Annotated in this window: 17 protein-coding genes; 1 reads left to right on the top strand and 16 read right to left on the bottom strand. The window is 69.2% G+C overall.

Annotated elements, in window-relative coordinates:
* Positions 1–156 precede the first annotated feature (156 nt).
* From KUV85_RS16255 to rplJ, 13 genes are all read right to left on the bottom strand, one after another.
* Positions 157–1,125 carry a J domain-containing protein gene (locus tag KUV85_RS16255; protein ID WP_219960927.1) on the bottom strand — a complete coding sequence of 323 codons (969 nt, stop codon included), beginning with the start codon at positions 1,123–1,125 and terminating at the stop codon, positions 157–159.
* Positions 1,122–1,820: a hypothetical protein gene (locus tag KUV85_RS16250; RefSeq protein ID WP_219960926.1), complete on the bottom strand. Its 699-nt coding sequence runs from the start codon at positions 1,818–1,820 to the stop codon at positions 1,122–1,124. Before KUV85_RS16250 ends, KUV85_RS16255 begins: the two co-directional genes overlap by 4 nt.
* Positions 1,817–3,106: an MlaD family protein gene (locus tag KUV85_RS16245; protein ID WP_219960925.1), complete on the bottom strand. Its 1,290-nt coding sequence runs from the start codon at positions 3,104–3,106 to the stop codon at positions 1,817–1,819. Before KUV85_RS16245 ends, KUV85_RS16250 begins: the two co-directional genes overlap by 4 nt.
* Positions 3,103–4,479, bottom strand: coding sequence for an MCE family protein (locus tag KUV85_RS16240; RefSeq protein WP_219960924.1), 1,377 nt, complete (start codon positions 4,477–4,479; stop codon positions 3,103–3,105). The genes KUV85_RS16245 and KUV85_RS16240 overlap by 4 nt, the downstream gene beginning before the upstream one ends.
* The gene (locus tag KUV85_RS16235; protein ID WP_219960923.1) at positions 4,476–5,612 is read right to left on the bottom strand and encodes an MCE family protein; all 1,137 of its coding nucleotides are present in this window, start codon (positions 5,610–5,612) and stop codon (positions 4,476–4,478) included. Before KUV85_RS16235 ends, KUV85_RS16240 begins: the two co-directional genes overlap by 4 nt.
* The gene (locus KUV85_RS16230) at positions 5,609–6,580 is read right to left on the bottom strand and encodes an MCE family protein (protein WP_219960922.1); all 972 of its coding nucleotides are present in this window, start codon (positions 6,578–6,580) and stop codon (positions 5,609–5,611) included. Before KUV85_RS16230 ends, KUV85_RS16235 begins: the two co-directional genes overlap by 4 nt.
* A gap of 7 nt (positions 6,581–6,587) precedes the next feature.
* On the bottom strand, positions 6,588–7,637 hold the full coding sequence (locus tag KUV85_RS16225) for an MCE family protein (protein WP_219960921.1): 1,050 nt from the start codon (positions 7,635–7,637) through the stop codon (positions 6,588–6,590).
* Positions 7,637–8,914 carry an MCE family protein gene (locus KUV85_RS16220; protein ID WP_219960920.1) on the bottom strand — a complete coding sequence of 426 codons (1,278 nt, stop codon included), beginning with the start codon at positions 8,912–8,914 and terminating at the stop codon, positions 7,637–7,639. Before KUV85_RS16220 ends, KUV85_RS16225 begins: the two co-directional genes overlap by 1 nt.
* 7 nt (positions 8,915–8,921) lie before the next feature.
* Positions 8,922–9,749, bottom strand: coding sequence for an MlaE family ABC transporter permease (locus tag KUV85_RS16215; RefSeq protein ID WP_219960919.1), 828 nt, complete (start codon positions 9,747–9,749; stop codon positions 8,922–8,924).
* Positions 9,750–9,752: 3 nt separating this feature from the next.
* The gene (locus KUV85_RS16210) at positions 9,753–10,526 is read right to left on the bottom strand and encodes an MlaE family ABC transporter permease (protein WP_219960918.1); all 774 of its coding nucleotides are present in this window, start codon (positions 10,524–10,526) and stop codon (positions 9,753–9,755) included.
* Positions 10,527–10,551: 25 nt separating this feature from the next.
* Positions 10,552–11,505: an ABC transporter ATP-binding protein gene (locus tag KUV85_RS16205; protein WP_219960917.1), complete on the bottom strand. Its 954-nt coding sequence runs from the start codon at positions 11,503–11,505 to the stop codon at positions 10,552–10,554.
* 285 nt (positions 11,506–11,790) lie between these two features.
* The gene (gene rplL, locus KUV85_RS16200; protein ID WP_219960916.1) at positions 11,791–12,186 is read right to left on the bottom strand and encodes a 50S ribosomal protein L7/L12; all 396 of its coding nucleotides are present in this window, start codon (positions 12,184–12,186) and stop codon (positions 11,791–11,793) included.
* A 105-nt stretch (positions 12,187–12,291) separates the two neighbouring features.
* Positions 12,292–12,900 (bottom strand): 50S ribosomal protein L10, encoded by a 609-nt coding sequence (rplJ, locus tag KUV85_RS16195; RefSeq protein WP_219960915.1) that lies wholly within the window; start codon positions 12,898–12,900, stop codon positions 12,292–12,294.
* Positions 12,901–13,224: 324 nt separating this feature from the next.
* On the opposite strand from rplJ, the gene KUV85_RS16190 reads away from it, so the two are divergent.
* Positions 13,225–14,502: an aminotransferase class I/II-fold pyridoxal phosphate-dependent enzyme gene (locus KUV85_RS16190; RefSeq protein WP_219960914.1), complete on the top strand. Its 1,278-nt coding sequence runs from the start codon at positions 13,225–13,227 to the stop codon at positions 14,500–14,502.
* Positions 14,503–14,613: 111 nt separating this feature from the next.
* On the opposite strand, the gene rplA is transcribed toward KUV85_RS16190, so the two are convergent.
* The 3 genes from rplA to nusG all read right to left on the bottom strand — a co-directional run bounded on the left by rplA (position 14,614) and on the right by nusG (position 16,888).
* Entirely contained in the window at positions 14,614–15,315 is a 702-nt protein-coding gene (rplA, locus tag KUV85_RS16185) for a 50S ribosomal protein L1 (RefSeq protein WP_219960913.1), read from the bottom strand.
* Positions 15,316–15,390: 75 nt separating this feature from the next.
* Complete coding sequence (gene rplK, locus KUV85_RS16180) at positions 15,391–15,819, bottom strand: 50S ribosomal protein L11 (protein ID WP_219960912.1); 429 nt, start codon at positions 15,817–15,819, stop codon at positions 15,391–15,393.
* Positions 15,820–16,075: 256 nt separating this feature from the next.
* Entirely contained in the window at positions 16,076–16,888 is an 813-nt protein-coding gene (gene nusG, locus KUV85_RS16175) for a transcription termination/antitermination protein NusG (RefSeq protein ID WP_237690161.1), read from the bottom strand.
* Positions 16,889–16,904: the final 16 nt, after the last annotated feature.

Here is a 16,904-nt window from a genome sequence, read left to right as displayed (position 1 = left end):
GCAGGCGCAAGGCGCCACGTTACACGACCGGAGGGCGCCGGACAACATCGGGCGTCACCGCCCGGGGGCGACGTTCCCATTCGCAGAGGATCATCCCCGGCGGGGGCACTCAGGTCAAGCACCCACACGGGCCTGGGCCCCGGTTCGGGCGCGGGTTCAGCCGCACTCCGGGTCGGTGGTGCAGATCTTCTCCAGCTGCCAGGTCTCCCCGTCGCGGATGAGCCGGAGGGTCGCCCACATGGTCAGCTCGCTGTCGTCCTCGCCGCTCTTCTGGACCAGCTGGTCCACGAAGACGAGCACCTCGGACTGGCCGCCGTCGTCGCTGAGGCCGGAGATCGCGCTGCCCCGCACCGCCGCGGTCACGACGGCCTCCTGCTGCTGGGCCTGCTCCCGCAGCCCCTCCTGGACGCCCACCCACTCCTCGGCGTAGGAGGGCGTCATCAGCTCCTGGAGCTCGGCGAGCCGGTCGTCGCCCATGTCGCGGTGGTCATAGCTCAGCACCTGCGGAGCGATGCGCTCGGCAGCGGCGATGCTCTCCGCGGCGCGCTCCTGCTGTGCTGACCGGGCGTCGGGAGCGGTGCCGAAGGTGCCGGGCCAGGTGAGCACCCAGGCCGTCGTGGCGATCACGACCACCGCCACCGCCGCGACCGTCGCGACGACCCACTGCGGGGGGCGTGAGGCGAGCATCGCGGTCCCGGTCGACGCCGGACGGGTCGCCGCGGGCGCTGCGCCGGCAAGGTCCGCCGGCCCGACGGACGCCTCGTCCTCGCGCTCGTCGGCGGCCGTCGCCTCGCCCTCGTCCTCGTCGTCGTCCTCGTCGGGTCCGGCGGTCTCGTCCTTCCCGCTCGCGGCCCGCTCCTCCGGGGCGGTCTCCCCGGCTCCCGCGTGCCCGTCGGTGGCCTCCTCGGCCGTCGGCTCCGCTGCCGCAGGCTCCTGCGCGGCCAGCTCGGCGTCGTACGCCGCCCGGCGGTCGGGGTCCATCAGCACACTGGCGGCGTCGGTGTAGGCACGGAAGCGCCGGTCGGTCGGTCCCAGGTCGGCGATCGCCTCGGCCCAGGCCTCCCGGATCTCCTCGGTGGAGGCGGTGGGGTCGACGTCGAGCAGGTCGTAGAGGTTCGGGCTCACTGGCCGTCCCCCTGGCTCTCGCTCGGCACCGGCACGCTCGGCGAGGGCTCGGATGACCCGGGGGCGGAGGGCTCCGGCGCCTCGGTGGGGTCGGCGAGTCCCTCGTCCTGGTCGTCGAAGGAGTCCAGGTTGTCCACCAGCCACTCACCGTCGACCCTGACCAGTGAGACCTCGAAGCGGAAGGGCAACCGGTCGCCCTTGATCTCCTCCGACTCCTTCTCCGGGTTCGGGTAGGCCTGTGTGCCCCACCCGCCGACGAGGACCTCGGCGGAGTCCTCGTCGAAGGACGCCACGCCCACGCCCTGCACCGTGCCGGCGCTGCGGACCTCGTACTGCGCGACGATTCCCTCGATCTGGAGCAGGCGCTGGTCCAGGGCGGTGCGGAACTTCGCCGACATCAGCGGTCGGATGCGGTCCTTGAAGCCCGCGAGGCTGCCCTGGTCGTCCAGGTCGTCGGGCCCGTATGTGAAGAACTCCTCCACGAACTCGGTGGCTCGCTGCCGGGCGTCGGAACGCACCTGGGCGGCGTCGACGGTGTCGGCACGCAGCGCCTCGGTGCGGGCGCCGATGCCGCCCTCACCGGCGCGGTCGAGGTAGACCCAGCCGACGAAGACCAGGCAGGCGACGACGAGGAACACCAGTGTGGACAGCACCCACCACAGCGGGGCGACCCGTCGTGCGGCGGGCCCGCTCACTCCTGACTGTCCAGGAGAGGTTGGAGGTACAGCCACTTCCACGCGTCCTTTCCGAGCCCGTCCGGCGGCGCAACGCTACCGGTCCGGGGCAAGGAGGTGGACTGCTGCTCACCCCAGGCGAACTCGCCGCTGTCGACGTCGAAGCTGCCGATGACGCTCTCGGGGTCCGGACCGTCGAGGTCGGGCGCGACCCGCGGCAGGTTCTGCGCCCCGCGGGAGTTCGTGCTGGGCGGGGCGGTGCACCGGGCGTCGGTGTTCAGGGCCAGGTCCTCGCCCTGGAACGGCGTCCGCTTCTGGGTGCTCTCGTACCCCTCGGTGCAGGGGTGGCTGTCGCTGAGGATCAGCCCGAAGTGGGCGTCGTAGAGGTTGTCGTCGTCCTTGGCGACCACGCTCCACGCCCCCTCCACGACGTAGGGGAACACGATCAGTGCCTGCTCGATGGCCGGCAGGTGGCGCACCACGACCTGGCCGGTGGTGACCAGGTCCTGCAGCAGCTCCTGGAGCGGGACCTCGTTGGCCTCCAGGAAGGCGCGCAACTGGTTGACCGAGAAGGACCCGGTGTCGATGAGGCGACGCAGGTCCGGATCGGCGTCGGCCAGCGCGGTGCTGAACAGCGAGAGCTGGTCGGCGAAGGTGCGCAGCGAGCTCTCGCTGTCCACCTGGCCGTTGAGCACGGTGTTGGCGTTGCGGATCAGCTCGGTGGTGACGTCGAAGTTCTCGTCGGCGGCCTCGATGAAGGAGTTGCCGGTGTCGATGATCTGCTGGAGGTCCTCCCCCGTGCCGTCGAAGGCGACGCCCAGCTCGCTCACGGTGGTGCGCAGCGCTTCCTGGTCGACGTCGGAGACGGTCTGGGAGATGTCGGCGAGCAGCTTCTCGGTGCGGATCGGGGTCTCGGTGACCAGGATCTCCGACCCGTCCTCGAGGAACGGCCCGTCGTCGACGGTCGGCTGGATCTCGACGTACTGCTCACCGATGGCGGAGCGGTTGCCGACCAGTGCCCGCGCGTCGGAGGGGATCGCGTCCCACTCGTTGTCGATGCGCAGCACGACGTCGACGCCCTCGTCGGTGACCTGCATGTCGGTGACCTGGCCGACGCGGACGCCGCGGTAGGTGACCTCGCCGCCGACGAAGATGCCGCCGGACTCCTCGAACTTCGCCACCACGTCGTAGGACCGGTCGAGGATCAGGCGGTCGAGCTGGGCGTACTTCGCGCCGACGTAGGTCACGCCGAGCACGGTGATGATGACGAAGACCAGCAGCTGGACCTTCGTGCGCCGGGTGATCATCGGCCACCTCCTGACTGGAGCGGAGCGCGCAGCAGCCCGTCGAGCGGCGAGGTGCCGCCGTTGCCCAGGTTGGGCAGCAGGCCGCCGCCGTTGCCGCCGGTGCCACCGCCGCCGGTGCCACCACCGCCGTTGCCGCCGCCACCGTTGCCGCCGCCACCGGTGTTGCCACCACAGACGACGGGCAGCTGGAGCGTCTGGCAGAGCTGGTCACCGGCCACGCCCTGCAGGATCTCCTGCGGCAGGCTGGTGCAGGCCGAGGGGTCGTTGAGGCCCTCCTCGATGCAGTTGAAGATCGGGCCGATGACCTCGTCACACGGCAGCGCGTCATTGATCGGCTCCAGGCAGATCGTCGGCAGCTGCGGGTTGGCCAGGTCGATCTCGAGCTCGGCGTCGAGGTTCACGTAGTCGCCCATGTGCAGGTTGCGGGCCACCTGCGGGTCGCGGCCCACGGCGGCGTCGATGAACGGGAATACGAGCGCCTCGATGGAGTTGGCGAGGTTGTCACCGGAGTTCGAGAGCTGGTTGAGCACCGGGAAGAGCTGCTCGAGCGACTCGATGGTGACGTCCTCGGTCTGCCGGATCACCCGGACGCCGACGTCGCCGAGCCGGTTGAGTCCCTGCAGCATGGAGACCAGGTCCTCCCGCTGGCGGTCCAGCGACAGCACGGCGCTGGGCAGCTCCTCCAGGGCGAGGTCGATGCTGTCCTGCTGGGCGCGCACCTGCTTGGCGAGCCGGTTGACCGACTCCAGCGCGTCGATGATGTCGCCCTTGCGCTGGTCGAGCTGGCTCATCAGGTCACGGACCTGGCGCAGCGCCGACTTCACGTTCTCCTCGCGCCCCTCCAGGGCGAGGTTGACCTCCTTGGCGATCGTGCGCAGCTGCGCGACGCCACCGCCGTTGAGGATCAGGCTCAGCGCACCGAGCACCTCCTCGACCTCGGGGTTGCGGCCGGTGCGGGCCAGCGGGACGAGGTCGCCGTCGGCGAGCTCGCCGCTCGCCGACTCCTGCGTGGGATCGGCGAAGGAGACGAACTTCTCCCCCAGCAGGCTGGTCTGGCGGATGTTGGCCCGCGCGTTGGCGGGCAGGCCGGTGTCGTTGCGCACCAGCAGCGTGACCCGGGCGGTGCGCCCGTCCTCGCCGCCGAGCTCGACGTCGGTCACGCGTCCGATGTCGACCTCGTTGTACTTCACCGAGGACTGCGGGACGAGGTCCAGCACGTCATTGAACTCCACGGTGACGGTGATCGGGTCCTCCCCCACGTCCGCACCGCCCGGCAGCGGGAGCGAGTAGACGTCGAACTCGCAGCCGGTCAGGAGCAGGGTGGAGAACAGCACCGCGACGAGGACGCGGATCCTGCGCAGACGGTTCCTCATTGCGGCACCACCCCGCTCAGCGTCGGGTCATAGGTCGCATCGGCTCGCGAGCCCGTGCCCGCTCCGAACGGACCACTGCGGGGCAGGATCGTCTTGAACAGGTCGCACAGGTTGCCGTTGTTGTCGGCGTTGCCCAGCAACGTGCACAGCACCAGCGCCGGGTCGTCCTGCAGGTTGCCCAGCAGCTGGGCGACGTTGGCGTTGGTGTCCAGCGTGCCGGTCTGCGGGTTGTAGGTGTGCGCCAGGTTGTTGTACGCCAGCGGAGCGACCTCGAGGAGCTCGTCCAGCTGCGCGCGTCGCTTCACCAGGGTGTCGGTGACGCGACCGACCTTCTTGATGTTGCGGCCCAGCAGCTGCTTGTTCTCGTCGACGAAGTCGCCCACGACCTGCAGCGCGGTGCCGAGCTCGGCGAGGGCCGTGGTCAGCTCCTGCCGCTCGTCGGCGAGCACCGTGGAGATGTTGCCCAACTCGGTGTTGAAGTCACGCACCGTGCCGTCGTTCTCGGCCAGCGTGCGGACGAAGTTGTTGAGCTGGCGCACGGACCCGAAGAGCTCGTCCTTGTTGTCGTCCAAGGTCTTGCTCAGCTGGCCGAAGTCCTCGATCGTCTCTCGGAACTGCGCACCCTGGCCACCGAAGTTCTCCGCGGTGGTCTGCAGCAGGTCGGTCAATGCACCGTCCTGGTTGGCCCCCTGGGGACCGAGCGCCACCACGAGGTCGTCGATGCTCTGGTAGATCTCGTCCAGCTCCAGTGGCACCGAGGTGCGCTGGGTGTCGAGGACGGTGTTGTCCGGCAGCACCTCACCGGACTCGTAGGCCGGGGTGAGCTGGATGTAGCGGTCACCCACGACCGAGGGCGAGATGATGACCGCCTTGGCGTCCATCGGCACCTCGACCTCGCTGTCGTAGCGCATCTCGACGCGGACCTTGGTGCCCTCGGGCACGACGGAGTCGACCGTGCCGACCGCGACGCCGAGGACCCGCACGTCGCTGCCCTCGTAGACCGAGACGGTGCGGGGGAAGTACGCCGTCACCAGCTTGGTGTCGCCGTTGCTACCCACCATCCACAGCACGCCGGCCGCGACCAGGGCGAGCACGACCGCGATGGGGAGGAACTTGCTGATGGTCCGCATCATTCCTGGCTCCTCCCCCCGGGCACCGGCGGCAGGTTCGACACGAAGGTGTCGAACCACGGCCCGGTGCCGAGCGTGTTGGCGAAGACCCGCGCGAACGGCGCGGCCAGGCGCAGGCTGTTGTCGAGGTTGTCCTGGTTCTTGTTCAGCACGTCCACGACGCTCTCCAGCCGCTGCAGCGCCGGCCGGAGGTCGGCGCGGCTCTCGCGCACGAACGTCTTGAGCTCGCGGCTGAGCGTGGTCGCCGACACGAGGAGGTCGTGCACCGCGTCGCGCCGGCTGACCAGGGCCTCGAACAGGACGCGCGCGTCGTCCATGAGGGCGATGATGTCCTCGTCGCGCTCGTCGAGCACGCGGGACACGCGCTGGGTGTTCTGCAGCAGCGAGTTGAGCTCGGCGTCGCGCTTCACGACCGTCTCCGACAGCGCCGACAGCCCGTTGAGCGCGTCACGGAACTCGTCCGGAGTGTTGCGCGTGAGGTCCGACAGCGTCGTCAGCGCCTCGGTCAGCTGGTCGGTGTCGATGCCCTCGGAGGTCTCGGCGAGGCCCTCGAAGGCGTCGATGACGTTGTACGGCGACCGCGTGCGCTCGGAGGGGATCGTCTCGCCCTCGGCGAACTCACCCTCCCCGGCGGGGACCAGGGCGACGAACATCTGGCCCAGGATCGTCTGCACCCGGATGTCGGCCTCGGGACGGTCGCCGAGCTGGGCGTCGGTGTCGACCTTGAAGCCCACCTTCACCTCGCCGCTGGCGAGCTCGATCGTGTCCACCTCGCCGACCCGGACACCGGCCAGGCGCACGGGGTCGCCGACCGAGAGCCCGCCGGCCTCGGTGAAGTTGGCGTAGTAGGTGTCCCCGCCGCCGATGAGCGGCAGGTCACCGGCGCGGAAGGCGGCGAGCAGCAGCATCGCGAGCACCGAGATGCTGATCGCCCCGATCACCACGGGGTTGCGTTCGCGGAAGGGTTTCATCGGCACCTCACGGCAGCTCGCAACGGTGGTCGTCGTTGCCGTTGTAGGTCTGGTAGTTGATGGGCGGGATGAGGTTGTCGCCGCTGAGCTTCACCGAGGCGGAGAAGTTGCACAGGTAGAAGTTGAACCAGGAGCCGTAGGTGGCGGTGCGACCGATCTTGTTGAGCTTGATCGGCAGCACCTGCAGCGCCCGGTCGACCTCGGCCTTGTTGTTGTCCAGGTTGGTCGCGACGCTGCGCAGCTCCTTGATGTCGCGCACCAACGGCGCCCGGAGGCCCTGGAGCAGGTCGGCGGTCTCGACGGAGAGCTCGGAGATCCCGTCCAGCGAGTCCAGGATCGCCCGACGGTCCTGCTTCAGCCCCCCGACGAGGGTGCGGAAGCTCTGGATGGTGTCGGTGAGCTCGCGCTCGCGGTCGGCGATGTGGTCCAGCGCGTAGTCGAGGTTGTCGAGCAGGTCGCCGATCAGGGCGTCCCGGTTGGCCAGGGTCTGGGTCACCGAGGCGGTGGTCGCGAGCAGGCTCTCGACCGTGCCGCTCTCGCCCTGGAAGACCTGGACGACCTCGAAGGAGAGCCGGTTGATGTCGTCGGGGGTGAGCGCCTCGAAGAGCGGCTTGAACCCGTTGAAGAGCTTGGTCAGGTCCAGCGCCGGCTCGGTGCGGTCGATGGGGATCTCGTCGCCCTCGGCCAGGTCGTCGCCGCCGTCGGCGGTCTGGGTCAGCGCGAGGTAGCGCTGTCCCACGAGGTTGCGGTAGCGGATCTTCACCTGCGTGCTCGTGGCGAGCCGCTTGTCCTCGTCGACGGTGAACGTCAGTCGGGCCCGGTTGCCCTCGATGATCTCGATGTCCTCCACCGAGCCGACCTTCACCCCGGCGATGCGCACGTCGTCGCCCTCGACGACGCCGGTCACGTCGGAGAACTGCGCCCGGTAGGAGAGCGTGGCACCGAAGGAGAGGTTGCCGATGGTCATCACCAGCAGCCCGGTGAACAGCGTGGTGACGACGCCGAAGATCACCAGCCGGACGAGGTCGAAGGTGGTCTCCTTGTCCATGCGTGCCATCAGCGGTCACCTCCTGTCGCCAGTGGCCCCGCCAAGGCGACACCGAGGTCGCTGCCGGGGACGTCGTAGTGCTCCTCAAGCAGCGAGCGCAGGACGTCCATGTCCTCGCCGGTGCCCGTGTACCCCTCGGAGAACCCGGGTGCCACGCGCTGGGTGCCCTTGCCGGTGGGCTCGTCGACGCCGTCGTTGAAGTCCGGCACCGACTTGCGGAAGTTGTCGCCCTCCTGGCTGAAGGGCGGGTTGGGCAGCTCGGCGCAGTCCGGCCCCCGGGTGTCGGCGAATCGCTGCTGGTCCTGCGGGGTCCACTTGCGGGGCTGGTTGGGCAGCGGCTCGAGGATGATGTGCAGCTCGTAGCCGCGGAACGCCTCGCTCAGGCGATCGCTGGCCCCGACCAGGCCCTCGGTGACGCAGGGGAAGATCGGCGAGTACTTGCTGAGCAACCGCAGCTGACGGACGCTGAGGTTGCCGAACCGCTCGATGAGGTCGCCGTTGCGGTCCAGGAACCCGCGGGCGGTCGAGGCGAAGGAGTCGGTGTCGCGCAGGAACTGGTTGAGCACGCCCTCGCGTCCCTCCAGCGTCTGGGTCGTCTTCACCGTGTTGTCCAGGATGGTCGCGACCTCGGGGAGGATGTCGGCGTAGATGTCGGACGTCTCCGCGGTCAGTCGCAGGTCCTCCAGCAGCGCCGGGATCTGCGGGTTGAAGCGCTTCAGGTAGGAGTCCAGCCGCGTGAGGTTCTCGCCGAGCGCCTCGCCGCGGCCCTCCAGCGCGGTCGCCAGGGCGGTCAGCGTGACGTTCAGGTCGGCCGGCCGCACCGCGCGCAGCAGCGGGTAGATGTCGGTGAGCACCTGCTCGACCTCGACGGCCAGCTCGGTCTCGTCGATCACCGCACCGGCCCGGATCGCCGGGCCGCTGGTGTCGGTGCCGTCGGGGATCTTCAAGGAGACGTACTTCTCGCCGAAGAGCGTCTTGGGCACGATCGCGCCGGTGACCCCGGCGGGGATGGTGTCGAGCTCGTCGGGGTAGATGCCCAGCGTGAGCATCGCGTCGTCGGCGCCGCCGGGGTCCATCTCCAGCACCTCGCCGACGATGACGCCGCGCACCTTCACGTCGGCCCGCGCGGGCAGCTGCAGGCCGATCGAACCGGCCTGGAGGGTGATCTCCTCGTACTCGGCGAACTTCTTGGTGAAGATGCCGTAGGAGGCCCACACCCCGAGCAGCAGCAGCGCGATGAACACGACGCCCAGCGCCTTGTGGAAGGTCAGCAACCGGTGGATCATCAGCGCATCACCCCGCCAGCCTGACCGTCGTCGTCGTGCCCCAGATGGCCATCGACAAGAACAGGTCGATGACGTTGATCGCGACGATACTGGTGCGCACCGCGCGTCCCACCGCGACGCCCACGCCCGCAGGACCGCCGCTCGCGGTGTAGCCGTGGTAGCAGTGGATCAGGATCACCACGACCGCGAAGACCAACACCTTGCCGAAGGACCACAGGACGTCGCCCGGTGGCAGGAATTGGTAGAAGTAATGGTCATAGGTGCCCGTCGACTGGCCGTAGAACTGCACCACCACCAGGCGACTGGCCATGTAGGAGGAGAGCAGGCCGACGACGTAGAGCGGCACGATCGCGATGAGGCCGCCGATCACGCGCGTGGCCACCAGGAACGGCATCGACGGGATCGCCATCACCTCGACCGCGTCGACCTCCTCGGAGATGCGCATCGCGCCCAGCTGGGCGGTGAAGCCGCAGCCGACGGTCGCGGCCAGTGCGATGCCGGCGACCAGGGGCGCGATCTCGCGGGTGTTGAAGTAGGCCGAGACGAAGCCCGACAGTGCCGCCGTGCCCAGCTGGTCCAGCGCGGCGTACCCCGACAGCCCGACCTGGGCACCGGTGAAGAAGGTCATGCCGACGATGACGCCGACGGTGCCGCCGATCACGGCGAGCGCGCCCGACCCGAGCGTCACCTCGGCGAGGATCCGCAGGATCTCCTTGGGGTAGCGCCGCACCGAGCGGGGCAGCGCCATGAGGACCTTGATGTAGAACGAGAGCTCCTGGCCGAGGGTGTCCAGACCCTTCAGCGGCCGCTCGTAGATCGCCTTCACGTTCGCCATGGCTCAGCCGACCTTCGGCGGGACGAGCTCGAGGTAGATCGTGCTGAGGACGAAATTGACCACGAAGAGCAGCAGGAAGGTGATGACGACCGACTCATTGACCGCGTCGCCGACGCCCTTGGGACCGCCACCGGCGTTCATGCCCTTGAAGGCGGCGACGATGGCGGCGATGAGACCGAAGATCAGTGCCTTGACCATGCCGATCCACACGTCGGGGATCTGGGCGAGCGCGGTGAAGCTGGCCATGTAGGCGCCCGGCGTGCCGTCCTGCAGGATCACGTTGAAGACGTAGCCGCCCGCGACGCCGACGACGCTGACCATGCCGTTGAGGAAGACGGCCACCAGCATCGCGGCCAGCACGCGGGGCACGACGAGGCGCTGGATCGGGTCGATGCCGAGCACCATCATGGCGTCGAGCTCTTCACGGATCTTGCGGGCACCGAGGTCCGCGGCGATCGCCGACCCGCCGGCGCCCGCGATCAGCAGCGCGGTCGCGATCGGGCCGGCCTGCTGGATCACCGCCAGCACCGACGCCGAACCGGTGAAGGACTGGGCGCCGAACTGCTTGATCAGGCCACCCACCTGGAGAGCGATGACCGCACCGAACGGGATCGCGACCAGCGCGGTGGGGACGATGGTGACCGAGGCGATGAACCAGGCCTGCTGCAGGAACTCACGCAGCTGGAAGGGTCGCCGGAACAGCCCACGGCCGACGTCGAGGCCGAAGGCGAAGAGCTTGCCCGCGGTCCCGACCGGGGCCAGGACGCGGGTCGCCATCTGGGACACGGAAGTGGAGCCTCCCTCAGCCCACTGCCGCCGTGGCGGCCTCGGGGGTGAAGGATCCCGGCGGAGGCGTCACGCCGTGCTCGCGGCACCACTCGCCCGGCGGGCGCTGGCCCTTGCGCGGGATGCCGTTGGAGGGCTCCAGCTGCAGTGCGATCGGGGGCAACGGCGGCATCTCCTGGTCGCCCTCGGCAGCGAGCTCGTCGGCGTCCTTCTCCTCGGACATGCCGATCGGGCCGATCTTCTGCGCGTTGAGGAACTGCCGCACCACCGGCTCGTCGGAGCTGAGGAGCTGCTCGCGGTGACCGAACATCGCCAGGTGCTTGTGGTAGAGCAGGCCGATGTTGTCTGGCACCGTGCGGGCGGTGTTGATGTCGTGGGTGACGATGAGGAACGTCGCGTCGATCTGTGCGTTCAGGTCCACGATCAGCTGGTTGAGGAAGCTGGTGCGGACCGGGTCCAGGCCGGAGTCGGGCTCGTCGAACAGCACGATCTCCGGGTCCAGGACCAGTGCACGGGCCAGGCCGGCGCGCTTGCGCATACCGCCGGAGATCTCACCGGGCAGCTTGTCCTCCGCACCGAGGAGGCCCACCAGGTCCATCTTCTCCATGACGATGTCGCGGATCTCCGACTCGCCCTTCTTGGTGTGCTCACGCAGCGGGAAGGCGACGTTGTCGTAGAGGTTCATCGAGCCGAACATCGCGCCGTCCTGGAACAGCACGCCGAAGAGCTTGCGGATCTCGTAGAGGTCGCGCTCGGAGCAGGAGGCGATGTCGGTGCCCTCGATGAGCACGGAGCCCCGGTCGGGCTTGAGCAGCCCGATCACGGTCTTGAGGAGGACGGACTTGCCGGTGCCGGACGGGCCGAGCATCACGCAGATCTCACCGGCGGGGATCGTCAGGGTCACGCCGTCCCAGATCAGGTCCTTGCCGAACGACTTGGTCAAGTCGTCGATCTTGATCTCCACTCCCATGCGACCTCTCCTCAGTGTCGTCGTCGCCGGTGGGCCCGCCGTTCTCGCTCCGCCCTCCCTCGGGCGACGGTGTCGGGCACCTACTCACCAGTTAACTATGACCGAACACGGAGGTTACGCGTTGACCGTGGCGCGCGTCACGAAACCGCCATGGTGCGAGACGGAATCGTTGTCGACGGGTGGTCGGCACCGCCACCGCGCCGGCACCACCACGACACGACGACGGAGGGCGGGCCCTGCCGCAGCAGGACCCGCCCTCCGGGAGTGATTCGCCTCAGGCGAGGGTCACTTGACGGTCACCTCGGCGCCGGCGCCCTCCAGGGCCTCCTTCGCCTTCTCGGCGGCCTCCTTGTCGACGCCCTCGAGGACGGCCTTCGGCGCACCCTCGACGAGGTCCTTGGCCTCCTTGAGGCCGAGGGAAGTCAGCGCGCGGACCTCCTTGATGACGTTGATCTTCTTGTCACCGGCGGACTCCAGGACGACGTCGAACTCGTCCTTCTCGGCCTCGCCGCCCTCGTCGCCGCCACCGGCGGCCGGGGCAGCGCCACCCGCGGCAACCGCGACGGGCGCGGCGGCGGTGACGTCGAAGGTCTCCTCGAACTGCTTCACGAACTCGGACAGCTCGATGAGGGTCATTTCCTTGAATGCATCGAGCAGCTCGTCGGTGCTGAGCTTCGCCATGGTGGCGTTCCTTCCTCTAGATGATGCCGTGGTGGTCCCACTGGGACCGGATGGGATGTGGATCAGGTGTGGTCAAGGGCCGTGGCCGGCGTCGCCGGCCGCGACTCACTCCTCGGAGGCCGACTCCTCGGCGGCTTCCTCGGCGGCCGGCTCCTCGGCAGCGGCCGGGGCGTCGCCCGCACCCGCCAGCACCGAGGGGTCCTCCTGGGCCTTGGCCTCCAGCGCACCCGCGAGGCGGGCGGTCTGGGAGAGCGGGGCCTGGAAGAGTCGGGCCGCCTGGGACAGCGAGGCGAGCATGCCGCTCGCCAGCTTGCCCAGGAGCACCTCGCGCGACTCGAGATCGGCCAGCTTGGCGATCTGACTCGGGTCGAGGTTCTCGCCGTCGAGCACACCACCCTTGATGACAAGGGCCTCGTGTGCCTTGGCGAAGTCACGCAGGCCCTTGGCCGCCTCGACGACGTCGCCCGTGATGTAGGCGATGGCCGTCGGCCCGGTGAGCAGGTCGTCGATGCCCTCGACGCCCGCCTCCTTCGCGGCGATCTTGACCAGCGTGTTCTTGACCACGGCGTAGTCGGCGTGCTCAGCGAGCGAGCGCCGCAGTTGCTGCAGCTCCGCCACGCTGAGGCCACGGTATTCGGTCAGCACGGCGCCGTTGGACTCGTTGAGCGACTCAACGATCTCCGCGACGGCGGCCTGCTTCTCTGCCCGCGCCATGGGTCTCCTTCCGGATCTGACGAGACCGACGCTCGTTTCCGGGGACCGACATGCGAAACGCCCCGAACGCAGGCGTTCAGGGCGTGAGGATCGAATCCTGCTCTGGTCCACCTGCGCTGGCCGTCCGCGTGAGCGGCACCTTCGGTCCGTGTCGCCCTGCGCGTGCGGCGGGACGATCCGGACAACCGGCGGTCTCTGGTTGCGAGAAGTACAGTACGCCGTCGCGGCGCCACCGCCAAAACCGCGGCAGGGCCACCTCCCGGCCGAGTCGTCCGATCGTCGGGGTCTCGACACCACGGACCGGGGAGTTGAGAAGATGGGGCGGTGACCACCACGCCGTACGCCGACCTGTCCGCCGACGACCTCGCCTCCGAGCTCACCCGCCTGCGTGAGGAGTACGACGCGCTGCGGGCGAAGGGCCTCGACCTCAATCTCACCCGTGGCAAGCCCGCCCCCGAGCAGCTCGACCTGTCCAACGGCCTGCTGGACCTGCCGAGCACCCACGTCGACCCCGACGGCACCGACGTCCGCAACTACGGCGGACTGCAGGGCCTGCCGGCACTGCGGGAGATCTTCGCCGACCTGCTCGGCGTCGACGCCGACCGCGTCGTGTGCGGGGGCAACTCGAGCCTGACGATGATGTACCAGACCCTGACCTGGCTGATCCTCAAGGGCGGGCCGGACTCGCCCCGGCCGTGGTCGGCCGAGCCGACGGTCAAGTTCATCACGCCGGTCCCGGGCTACGACCGCCACTACACGATGCTCGAGGAGCTCGGCATCGAGATGCTGCCGGTGCCGATGCACGAGGACGGTCCCGACGTGGCCGCCGTACGCGAGCTCGTCGCCGACGACCCGGCAGTGAAGGGCATGTGGCTGGTGCCGACCTATGCCAACCCCACCGGCTCGGTGTGCAGCACCGAGGTCGCCGCCGAGCTGATGGCGATGCCGACCGCCGCCCCGGACTTCCGCATCCTGTGGGACAACGCCTACGCCGTGCACCACCTCACCGCCGAGGAGACCAAGAGCGCGGACGCCCTCGGGCTCGCGGCGGCGTCGGGCCACCCCCACCGGCCGGTGATGTTCGCCTCGACCTCCAAGATCACCTTCGCCGGCGCCGGCGTCGCGGCACTCGCCGCCTCGCCGGAGAACGTCGCGTGGTGGCTGGAGCGGCTCTCCTTCGCCGCGATCGGCCCCGACAAGGTCAACCAGCTGCGCCACCTGGAGTTCTTCGGCGACGCCGAGGGCGTGCGCGCCCACATGCGTCAGCACCGCGACCTGATCGCACCGAAGTTCGCCGCGGTCGAGGACGCACTCACCGCGCGGCTGGCCGGGCGCGGCGTGGCCACCTGGAGCCGCCCGACCGGCGGCTACTTCGTCAACCTCGACGTGGTCGACGGCACCGCCTCGCGCGTGGTCGCGTTTGCCGGCGACGCCGGCATCGCGCTCACCCCGGCCGGGTCGGCCTTCCCGCACGGCGACGACCCGCACGACCGCAACATCCGCCTGGCCCCGACCTTCCCCTCGCTGGCCGACGTCGAGACCGCGATGGCCGGCGTCGCCCTGTGCGTCGCCCTGGCCGCGGTGGAACAGCTCACCAAGTGACTGAGCCCCGGGGCCGAGTCGGCGTGAACTCGGCCCACAAAAGCGCCGAGTCGGCGTGAACTCGTCGAGTTCACGCCGACTCGGCGTCAGTACCCAGGGGGTCGGACCACCTCAGTTGGTGGCGACCTCCTTGGAGCTCGGGTCGATCTGCACGCCCGGGCCCATGGTCGTGGAGACCGTGACCTTCTTGACGTAGCGGCCCTTGGAGCTGGACGGCTTCAGTCGCAGCACCTCGTCCACGGCGGCGGTGAAGTTCTCGGTGAGCGCCTCCTCGCCGAAGGACGCCTTGCCGATGATGAAGTGCAGGTTGGCGTGCTTGTCCACGCGGAACTCGATCTTGCCGCCCTTGATGTCGGTCACGGCCTTGGCCGGGTCCGGGGTGACGGTGCCGGTCTTCGGGTTCGGCATCAGGCCGCGGGGACCGAGCACGCGACCGAGCCGGCCGACCTTGCCCATCATGTCCGGGGTGGCCACGACCGAGTCGAAGTCCAGGTAGCCGCCGGCCACCTTCTCGATCAGCTCGTCGTCGCCGACCTCGTCCGCGCCGGCCTCACGCGCGGCCTCGGCCTTGTCCGCGGTGGCGAACACGAGGACCCGGGCGGTCTTGCCCGTGCCGTGCGGCAGGTTGACGGTGCCGCGGACCATCTGGTCGGCCTGACGCGGGTCGACCCCGAGCCGCAGGACGACCTCGACGGTCTCGTCGAACTTCTTCTTGCTGACCGACTTGGCGATCTTGATCGCCTCGGCCGGGGTGTGCAGGGCGTCGCGGTCGAAGGTCTCGACGGCGGCGCGGTAGGACTTGCTGCGCTGCATGGGTTCCTCTTCTCAGAAGTCGTGGTCAGCGGGCCAGCGCGGCCCTGCCACAGGGTTCGGCGTACGTGCCGACGGTCAGGGGGTGTCGATGCCCATCGAACGGGCGGTGCCCGCCACGATCTTCATCGCCTGGTCGACGTCGTTGGCGTTGAGGTCGGGCATCTTCTTCTCGGCGATCTCACGCACCTGGTCGGCGGTGATGGAACCGACCTTCTCCTTGTGCGGGACGCTCGAGCCCTTCTTGATCTGCGCTGCCTTCTTGATCAGCTCCGACGCCGGCGGCGTCTTGGTGATGAAGTCGAAGGACCGGTCCTCATAGATCGTGATCTCGACCGGCACGATCTCGCCACGCAGGGACTCGGTCTCGGCGTTGTACGCCTTGCAGAAGTCCATGATGTTGACGCCGTGCGGACCGAGCGCCGTACCGACCGGCGGGGCCGGGGAGGCAGAACCCGCCTGCAGCTGCACCTTGACGAGTGCGGCGATCTTCTTCTTGGGAGGCATTGCGTTTCTCTTTCTCTCTCGTGGTCATGACGAGGGCGTCGGGCGCCCTCTGCCACCTGCGGTCGCCACGTGGGCAACCCTCACATTGTGCGGGGTTTTCGCGTGGGGACGAAATCGGGTGCGGTCCGTCCGAACGCTGCGGTGGGTCTCGACCCGCGGTCGCGGCTTCGCAGGCTCAGCCGCGCGCTCGCTCGACCCAACTCGGTCCTGTCGGTCCGGCATGCTCGCTCGCAAGCTCGCGAGCGAGGCCGGACCGTCAGACGCGCTGCACCTGGTCGAAGCTGAGCTCGACGGGGGTCTCGCGGCCGAAGATCTCCACCAGCGCCTTGACCCGCTGCGACTCGGCGTTGATCTCGGTGATCGTGGCGTGCAGCGTCGCGAACGCGCCGTCGACGATGAGCACCGAGTCGTCCACGGCGAAGTCCGCGACCTCGACCGGCTTCTTGGCCGGCTGCCCACCGCCGGAGGAAGCCGCCGCACCCTGGTCGGCGTCGACGACGACCGGCTCGGAGGGCACGATCGTGGGGGCCAGCATGTTCTCGACCTCACCCATGCTCAGCGGCACGGGCTGGTGGCTGTGGCCCACGAAGCCCGTCACCGACGGGGTGTGGCGTACGGCGGCCCACGACTCGTCGGTCAGGTCCATGCGGACCAGGACGTAGCCGGGCAGGACGGTCCGCTTGACCATCTTGCGCTGGCCGTTCTTGATCTCCGCGACCTCCTCGGTGGGGACCACGATCTCGTGGATGTAGTCCTCCATGTTGAGCGAGGTGATGCGGTTCTCGAGGTTGCGCTTGACCCCGTTCTCCTGGCCGGAGTAGGTGTGCACGACGAACCACTCGCCGGGCTTGGCCCACAGCTCGCGGCGGAACTCCTCCAGCGGGTCCGCGGCCGCGGCGGGCTCCTCCTCCGTCGCCTCGTCGGCGTCGGTCCCGGCGTCGTCGGTCTCCTCCACGGAGTCCTCGGGGGTCTCGACGGGATCGACCACCGAGTCCTGCTCGAAGGTCGAGTCCGACTCGGTCGCCGAGTCCTGCTCGGTCATCGAGTCGCCGTCGTACTGCTCACTCACGTCCTGCTCCATCCTG

The sequence above is a fragment of the Nocardioides panacisoli genome (assembly GCF_019448235.1).
Classification (GTDB): domain Bacteria; phylum Actinomycetota; class Actinomycetes; order Propionibacteriales; family Nocardioidaceae; genus Nocardioides; species Nocardioides panacisoli_A.
Note: the sequence above shows the minus strand (reverse complement) of the source record. Positions and strands in the feature narration are given on the sequence as shown.

Coding starts and splice junctions, on each gene's coding strand:
- KUV85_RS16210 (WP_219960918.1), bottom strand. CDS start 10,526: ATGGCGACCCGCGTCCTGGCCCCGGTCGGGACCGCGGGCAAGCTCTTC.
- rplL (WP_219960916.1), bottom strand. CDS start 12,186: ATGGCGAAGCTCAGCACCGACGAGCTGCTCGATGCATTCAAGGAAATG.
- KUV85_RS16215 (WP_219960919.1), bottom strand. CDS start 9,749: ATGGCGAACGTGAAGGCGATCTACGAGCGGCCGCTGAAGGGTCTGGAC.
- rplJ (WP_219960915.1), bottom strand. CDS start 12,900: ATGGCGCGGGCAGAGAAGCAGGCCGCCGTCGCGGAGATCGTTGAGTCG.
- KUV85_RS16245 (WP_219960925.1), bottom strand. CDS start 3,106: ATGATCACCCGGCGCACGAAGGTCCAGCTGCTGGTCTTCGTCATCATC.
- KUV85_RS16235 (WP_219960923.1), bottom strand. CDS start 5,612: ATGATGCGGACCATCAGCAAGTTCCTCCCCATCGCGGTCGTGCTCGCC.
- KUV85_RS16230 (WP_219960922.1), bottom strand. CDS start 6,580: ATGAAACCCTTCCGCGAACGCAACCCCGTGGTGATCGGGGCGATCAGC.
- KUV85_RS16205 (WP_219960917.1), bottom strand. CDS start 11,505: ATGGGAGTGGAGATCAAGATCGACGACTTGACCAAGTCGTTCGGCAAG.
- rplA (WP_219960913.1), bottom strand. CDS start 15,315: ATGCAGCGCAGCAAGTCCTACCGCGCCGCCGTCGAGACCTTCGACCGC.
- KUV85_RS16240 (WP_219960924.1), bottom strand. CDS start 4,479: ATGAGGAACCGTCTGCGCAGGATCCGCGTCCTCGTCGCGGTGCTGTTC.
- rplK (WP_219960912.1), bottom strand. CDS start 15,819: ATGCCTCCCAAGAAGAAGATCGCCGCACTCGTCAAGGTGCAGCTGCAG.
- KUV85_RS16225 (WP_219960921.1), bottom strand. CDS start 7,637: ATGGCACGCATGGACAAGGAGACCACCTTCGACCTCGTCCGGCTGGTG.
- KUV85_RS16220 (WP_219960920.1), bottom strand. CDS start 8,914: ATGATCCACCGGTTGCTGACCTTCCACAAGGCGCTGGGCGTCGTGTTC.